Source organism: Streptomyces sp. NPDC054847, from assembly GCF_053610925.1.
In genome coordinates, this window is sequence record NZ_JBSGZJ010000381.1 from 1 (window position 1) to 6,840 (window position 6,840).

Below are 6,840 nucleotides of genomic sequence, written 5' to 3' on the forward strand. Positions count from 1 at the left end.
GCGCGGGGAGGCGGCGAGTCGGATCTCGCCCCAGACGTCCGCGTGCTGGGACAGGATCTCGAGCATCACCGCGCCGACTGCTCCGGTCGCACCGACGACCGCGAGCGCCGGCTTGCGGTTCATCGTCCGGTGCCGCCGTAGACGACCGCCTCGTCGGAGTCGGAGTCGAGCCCGAAGGCGCTGTGCACGGCGCGGACGGCCTCGTTGACGTCGTCGGCGCGGGTGACGACCGAGATACGAATCTCGGAGGTCGAGATCAGCTCGATGTTCACGCCCGCGTCCGACAGCGCCTCGAAGAACGAGGCGGTGACGCCCGGGTTGGTCTTCATTCCGGCGCCGACCAGGGAGATCTTGCCGATCTGGTCGTCGTAGCGCAGCGAGTCGAAGCCGATCGAGCTCTTCGCCTTCTCCAGGGCGTCCATGGCCTTGCGGCCGTCCGTCTTGGGGAGGGTGAAGGAGATGTCCGTCAGCGCGGTGGTGGCCGCGGAGACGTTCTGGACGACCATGTCGATGTTGATCTCGGCGTCCGCGATGGTGCGGAAGATGGCCGCGGCCTCGCCCGGCTTGTCCGGCACCCCGACGACCGTGATCTTCGCCTCGGAGACGTCGTGGGCGACTCCGGAGATGATGGCGTGCTCCACCTTCTGATCCCCTTGCGGTTCGTTGCTGACCCAGGTGCCCCGCAGTCCCGAGAAGGACGAGCGGACGTGGATCGGGATGTTGTATCGGCGTGCGTACTCGACGCACCGGTGCAGGAGCACCTTGGAGCCGGAGGCGGCGAGCTCCAGCATGTCCTCGGAGGAGATCCAGTCGATCTTCCGGGCCTTCTTCACGACCCGCGGGTCGGCGGTGAAGACACCGTCGACGTCGGTGTAGATCTCGCAGACCTCGGCGTCCAGCGCGGCGGCGAGGGCGACGGCGGTCGTGTCCGACCCGCCCCGGCCGAGCGTGGTGATGTCCTTCTTGTCCTGGGACACACCCTGGAAGCCGGCGACGATGGCGATGTTGCCCTCGTCGAGCGCCGTGCGGATCCGGCCCGGCGTCACATCGATGATGCGCGCTTTGTTGTGGACCGAGTCGGTGATGACGCCGGCCTGGCTGCCGGTGAACGACTGGGCCTCGTGGCCCAGGTTTTTGATCGCCATGGCCAGCAGAGCCATGGAGATCCGCTCTCCTGCGGTCAGCAGCATGTCGAACTCACGCCCGGCAGGGATCGGCGATACCTGCTCGGCGAGATCGATCAGCTCGTCCGTCGTGTCACCCATCGCCGACACCACGACGACCACCTGGTGGCCGTTCTTCTTGGCATCGACGATTCGCTTGGCGACCCGCTTGATGCCTTCGGCATCGGCTACGGAGGAGCCTCCGTACTTCTGCACGACAAGGCCCACGTGCGCTCCTCGTTCCGTCTTGTGCAGTCACTACTGCGGTCGGCTCAGTCTATCGAGCGGCCGCGGATCGCCCCTGTGATGTCACATGGTGAGATGTCCCGCTCAACAGGTGATCATCCGGAAGTCCCGGAGGGGCGCCCGCGGCCGTTCGGACTGGCTACTGCCCAAGGGGCGGGGAGCTACGCGGAGGTGTGGGCCGGCTCACACGCACCGGGCACGGGATCCGGCCGTACGGGCTCACCCGGGGGCCGGCCAGCGGTAGGACGGTGGCCGGCTCAGTGGGCCCGGCGCAGTTCCGGCGGGCCGAGGATCTCCTCGACCATGACGCGGCCCGCCTCCTCGGCCAGCGCCTCCTCCGTCAGGTCCTCGTCGGTGTCGAGACCGTCGAGCTCGGCGAGCGGCTGGTCGAGCCGGACGTGCGCGACCAGGGACTGGAGGGCCCGCAGCGTCGCGGAGGCGGTCGGCCCCCAGTTGGAGAAGTACGAGAACTGCCACCACCACAGAGCCTCCGTGGTGCGGCCCGCCCGGTAGTGGGCCAGCCCGTGGCGCAGGTCCATGACGATGGCGGCGAGGCTGTCGGAGATCCGCGAGGGAACCGGCGCCTTGCGCGGCTCGTAGGGGTCGAAGACCTCCGAGAAGACGTCCACCGGGTCGAGCATCGCCGCGAAGCGCATGCGCAGGTCGTCGACGTCGGCGTCCGGGCCGGTGTCCGGCTCGTACCGCTCGTCCGGAACGATGTCCTCGTGGGCGCCGAGGCGGCCGCCGGTCAGCAGCAGCTGGGAGACCTCGAGCAGCAGGAACGGCACCGCGCTGTCCGGTTCGTCGCCCTTCGCCACCTCTGTCGTGGCGACGATGAAGGACTCGATCGAGTCGGCGATCTGAACCGCGAAGTCGTCCGGGTTCTGGTCAACGGCGTGCAGCATGGCGTCAGACATCGAGCAGTCGTCTCCCCTCGAAGGCACGCCCGAGCGTGACCTCGTCGGCGTATTCCAAGTCTCCCCCGACAGGGAGTCCACTGGCCAGCCTCGTGACCTTCAAACCCATCGGTTTGATCATTCTGGCGAGGTACGTGGCCGTGGCCTCGCCCTCCAGATTGGGGTCCGTGGCCAGGATCAGCTCGGTGACCGTGCCGTCCGCGAGCCGGGCCAGCAGCTCGCGGATCCGCAGGTCGTCGGGGCCGACACCCTCGATGGGGCTGATGGCCCCGCCCAGGACGTGGTACCGCCCTCGGAACTCACGCGTGCGCTCGATCGCGACGACGTCCTTCGGCTCCTCGACGACACAGATGACCGAGGGGTCGCGACGCGGGTCGCGGCAGATGTTGCACTGCTCCTGCTGGGCCACGTTCCCGCAGACGGCGCAGAAGCGGACCTTGTCCTTGACCTCGAGGAGGGCGTGCGCGAGCCGGCGCACGTCGGCCGGCTCCGTCTGGAGGATGTGGAAGGCGATCCGCTGCGCGCTCTTGGGACCGACGCCGGGCAGTCTGCCCAGTTCGTCGATGAGGTCCTGAACCACGCCTTCGTACAACGGAACGCCTCTCCTTGGAGTGCTTGCTGCTTACGGTAGTTGGTGACCGAGAGGTAGGGGAGACGTATCTCCGGACGTCTCAGAAAGGCATGCCCGGCATGCCGCCCAGACCCTGGGCGAGCGGTCCGAGCTTGTCCTGCTGGAGCTGCTGCGCGTTCTCGTTGGCGGCCTGGACGGCGGCGACGACGAGGTCGGCCAGGGTCTCGGTGTCCTCCGGGTCCACGGCCTTGGGGTCGATGACCAGACCGCGGAGCTCACCGGAGCCCGTGACGGTCGCCTTCACGAGCCCGCCGCCGGCCTGGCCCTCGACCTCGGTCTGCGCGAGTTCTTCCTGGGCCTTCGCCAGGTCCTGCTGCATCTTCTGGGCCTGCTGGAGCAGCTGCTGCATGTTGGGCTGGCCACCACCGGGGATCACGGTCACTCCTGGCTGCGTCGACGACTGGAAATCCCGTACGTCCGGATGCTCCGTACGTTTCGGTACACCTGAGCCTACGTGCTCGCCCAGCAGGGCGCCCTACCCGCTTCCGGCAACTCTTTCGGGTGAGCGGCGGAGGCATTTCGGGAGCTCCTTACCTGACCAAGGCCCCCATGTGGGCGGCAATCCGGGGATCGGGGGCGCACAGCCCTCCATTCGGCGGTATGAAGGGGCTGCGCCGCATCGGGACGCATGCGCGCCACCTACGTCACGCGGTGTAGCGTCAGCACCTTTTCAGCACCTTTTCGGACCTGATAGTCAGTCCTGGTCGTCAGTCCTGGTCGTCAGCAGAGCGCAGAGGAGTGCACCGGTGAGCCAGCCGGAGATGCAGCCCGGGGGGCCGGCCCACGGGGAGGGCGGCGAGGTGCCGCTGGGTGACCTGACGGGTCGGCCGTTCCCCCTCGGGGACTGGGGCGAGCCCGCGGCCCGCCTCGACGAGCTCTACCGCTGGGTCGAGGCGGACGCGCTGCGCACCGTGGACTGGTATCTCTCCGACCGGGTCCGCAAGCGCCGGGCCGCGCGTCTGCTGCGCCTGGGCACGGCACTCGGCGCGGTCGCCGGAGCGGCCCTGCCCCTGCTCGACCTCGCCGGCGCACTCGGCCGGGCGGCGCCCTGGGGCTACCTCTCGCTGCTCCTCGCGGCGGCCTGTCTGGCCTGTGACCGGTACTTCGGCCTGACGTCCGGCTGGATGCGGAACGTGGCCACCGCGCAGGCGGTGCAGCGCCGGCTCCAGGCGCTGCAGTACGACTGGGCGTCGGAGAGCGTGCGTGAGGTGCTGGGCCCGGCGGAGGGCACGGCGAGCGAGGCCGCGGAGCGCTGCCTCGGCGTGCTCCGCCGCTTCTCGGAGGACGTCTCCGACCTGGTCCGCTCGGAGACCGCGGACTGGATGACGGACTTCCGGCCCGGTCCTGCCCCGTTGCGGCTGCATTCCGCGCCCCCGCGCACGGCGACGGACGCCCATCCGGCCCCCGGCGTCATCCAGGGCCGCTTCCCGCTTCCCCCTGCCTCCCGCCCGAACATGCCGCGGCAGCGCCCTCCGGAGCCGCCGCGCTGAAGCGCGAGCCCACCGGCGCGATCCTCGGCGGGTGGCGGTCCGCGGCGTGCCGTCACCGCGCCGGAACGAGGTGCCCGAAAGTCGTCGGGCACCTGTCCGGCGGCCTGACCGTCCGGGGCGGCGGACGGTCGCTCAGCTGAAGATGATCATCGAGCCCTGCCCGAGACTCCGCGTGGCCGCCGCGTGGAGTCCCAGCCACACATGCCGTTCGCGGGCGAACGGGCTCTCGTCGTACGGGATCGGCCCCGCGGGCTCCTCCAGTGCCGTGGGGCGCTCGGGCGGCTCCGGCGCGGCCGGTGGGTTCGCCGGGTCGATGCCGATGGACGGGGCCACGTACTCCAGCTCGCGCAACAGTCCCTGGGTGGAGCCCAACGGGCCGCCGCCCTCGAGGAGTTCGTCGTTGAAGAGCGGGTTGGCGAAGTCGACGGGGACGTAGGCGCCGGCGTGGTCGTAGTGCCACACCAGGTGCGACTGCTGCGCCGTCGTCTCGAACATCTCCAGCAACTGCTCGTAGTCGCCGCCCAGTTCATCGACGGGGGTCACCGCGAGCCCGCACAGCTGCAGCAGATAGGCGCGCCGCAGGAAGTGCAGCGCGTCGTAGTCGAAGCCGGCGACCGGCGCGACATCGCCGGACAGGCCCGGCATGTAGGCGAAGACGGGCACCGTCGGCAGGCCCGCGCCGGTCAACGCCTTGTCGTAGGCGGCGATCTCTTCGGCGAAGGGGTTGTCGGGGCTGTGGCACAGCACGTCGACAAGGGGGACCAGCCACAGGTCACAGGCCAAGGGAGGGCTCGCTCTCAGCAGTTCGGGCACGAGTGGTGCGGTCGAGGGTCTTGGACGGGAGGACGCGGGGACGGCGGCTTCAGGTGGAGAAAGCGTGAAGAAAGATGATGGTCGGGACAGCGTAGTGCCGCCGGCGCGGTGCGCGAAGGGTCCGTTCGACATGGTTCGGTACGTTCCGGTACCCCCTTGTCACTCCTCTCCCACGACCCATACCCACACCCCGGCCGCCCTCTCCCCCGGCCGGCCAGGCAGTTTCAGGTGCGGCTTCGCGCATCGGGACGCTCATCCTTCGCGCCGCGTCCGCCTCTCCCGTTGCTCCATGCGCTCCGCCCAGGCCAGCGCGTGGTCGTCGTAGGCCCGGATCTCGGCGCGGACACCGGCCGCGTCGCCGCGGGTCACCGCGTCGACGATGTCCTGGTGGCCGCCCCAGAGCCGCTCGGGCAGCTCCGCGTCCATGCGCAGGAACGGTACGGAGAACACCCACGCCTGCACCCGCAGCCGGTGCAGGAAGTCGCAGAGGTAGCGGTTGGCGACGAGCGCGCCCAGCTCACGCCAGAAACGCAGGTCGTAGCCGATGAGGATGTCCAGGTCGCCGGAGCGGGCCGCCCGCGCGGCCTCCTCCGCCCGGCGCCGCACGGACAGCAGGGCCTGCGGCGCCGGCGGCGTGGGCCTGCTCGTCGTGACGTGGCCGAAGATCGCGTCCACGATCAGCGACCGGGTCTCGACCATGGTCCGGAAGTCGTCGAAGGTGAACCGGTGCACCTTGAAACCGCGGTGCTGGTCCGAGTCGAGGAGGCCCTGCGCGGACAGGTCGACGAGGGCCTCGCGCACGGGGGTCGCCGAGACGCCGTACTGGTCGGCGATCTCCCTGACGGTGAACTCCTGGCCAGGCTGCATCCGCCCCGCGAGCACTTCGTCACGCAGCGCGTCGGCGATCTGTTGCCGCAGGGTGCTGCGGGTCACGGCATTCGGGTTGCCGCTCCCGCCACCGCTGCCGTAGCCGGGCATCGTGGGCTTCTCCTTCGCCTTCGGTCCCGGACACGATAGGCCAGGGGTGATACGGCCGGTACGCGGGCGGCGTACGGTCCGGAGCGGGAGGGGAGGCGAGGTCCGCGTGCGCGAGATGTTCGAGGCGGCCACCGGTGACGGCCCGCCGGTGTCAGGACCCGGCAGGGCCGCTGAGGTGCGGACGGCGTTCGAGGGGCTGCTCCAGATCCGGCGGGTGACGAACACCACGGGCGGAGAGGCCGTGCCCGCGCCGTGGGAGCTCGTCCGGACGGTCCGCGCGGTGGCGCTGGCGCTGGAGGCCTCCGGCTTCCCGCCCTCCGCCGTCCACGAGGAGCGGCGCACGGCCACCGGCTACCGGGTACGCCCCGGCGAGCGCCCGCACACGGTGTACGTCGAGTGGCTCGGCCCGCCGGGCAGCGGGGCCGTCCATGAGGAGGAGGACCGGCTCAAGGCGTGCGCCGAGGTACTGGCGGGGCTGGGCTGGGAGGGGCTGCTGTACAGGGGCCCCAAAAGGCGGAGGTTCCTCGAGGTCGAACCCGGGGCGTAGGGGCTGCCGCCGGTCACGGCCGGCCGTGACCGGCGGGGAGACGCGTGGCCTGTGC

General features: G+C 70.5%; 8 protein-coding genes and 1 pseudogene. 2 read left to right on the forward strand and 7 right to left on the reverse strand.

Annotated features, from left to right (window positions below):
* The 5 genes and pseudogenes from ACWGH4_RS27785 to ACWGH4_RS27805 form a co-directional block, all read right to left on the reverse strand.
* Nucleotides 1-123: pseudogene (locus ACWGH4_RS27785) on the reverse strand (aspartate-semialdehyde dehydrogenase); the annotation flags it as partial.
* Complete coding sequence (locus ACWGH4_RS27790) at nt 120-1,391, reverse strand: aspartate kinase (RefSeq protein WP_307707538.1); 1,272 nt, start codon at nt 1,389-1,391, stop codon at nt 120-122. The gene ACWGH4_RS27790 and the pseudogene ACWGH4_RS27785, both read right to left, overlap by 4 nt.
* Before the next feature lie 275 nt (nt 1,392-1,666).
* Nucleotides 1,667-2,326, reverse strand: a complete 660-nt coding sequence (locus ACWGH4_RS27795; protein ID WP_453465785.1) for a DUF5063 domain-containing protein — start codon at nt 2,324-2,326, stop codon at nt 1,667-1,669.
* A complete protein-coding gene (gene recR / locus ACWGH4_RS27800) occupies nt 2,319-2,918 on the reverse strand; it encodes a recombination mediator RecR (protein WP_005314484.1) in 600 nt (199 codons plus the stop codon). Before recR ends, ACWGH4_RS27795 begins: the two co-directional genes overlap by 8 nt.
* 79 nt (nt 2,919-2,997) lie before the next feature.
* On the reverse strand, nt 2,998-3,333 hold the full coding sequence (locus ACWGH4_RS27805) for a YbaB/EbfC family nucleoid-associated protein (RefSeq protein ID WP_078535290.1): 336 nt from the start codon (nt 3,331-3,333) through the stop codon (nt 2,998-3,000).
* A gap of 370 nt (nt 3,334-3,703) precedes the next feature.
* Between ACWGH4_RS27805 and ACWGH4_RS27810 the strand changes: the two genes are divergently transcribed.
* Nucleotides 3,704-4,447, forward strand: a complete 744-nt coding sequence (locus tag ACWGH4_RS27810; RefSeq protein WP_453465788.1) for an SLATT domain-containing protein — start codon at nt 3,704-3,706, stop codon at nt 4,445-4,447.
* 132 nt (nt 4,448-4,579) lie between these two features.
* Here ACWGH4_RS27810 and ACWGH4_RS27815 read toward each other — a convergent pair whose 3' ends face one another.
* Nucleotides 4,580-5,230 (reverse strand): hypothetical protein, encoded by a 651-nt coding sequence (locus ACWGH4_RS27815; protein ID WP_159695084.1) that lies wholly within the window; start codon nt 5,228-5,230, stop codon nt 4,580-4,582.
* 282 nt (nt 5,231-5,512) lie between these two features.
* Nucleotides 5,513-6,238, reverse strand: a complete 726-nt coding sequence (locus tag ACWGH4_RS27820) for a GntR family transcriptional regulator (protein WP_453465790.1) — start codon at nt 6,236-6,238, stop codon at nt 5,513-5,515.
* Nucleotides 6,239-6,353: 115 nt separating this feature from the next.
* Between ACWGH4_RS27820 and ACWGH4_RS27825 the strand changes: the two genes are divergently transcribed.
* Complete coding sequence (locus ACWGH4_RS27825) at nt 6,354-6,785, forward strand: hypothetical protein (RefSeq protein WP_441263713.1); 432 nt, start codon at nt 6,354-6,356, stop codon at nt 6,783-6,785.
* Nucleotides 6,786-6,840 lie beyond the last annotated feature (55 nt).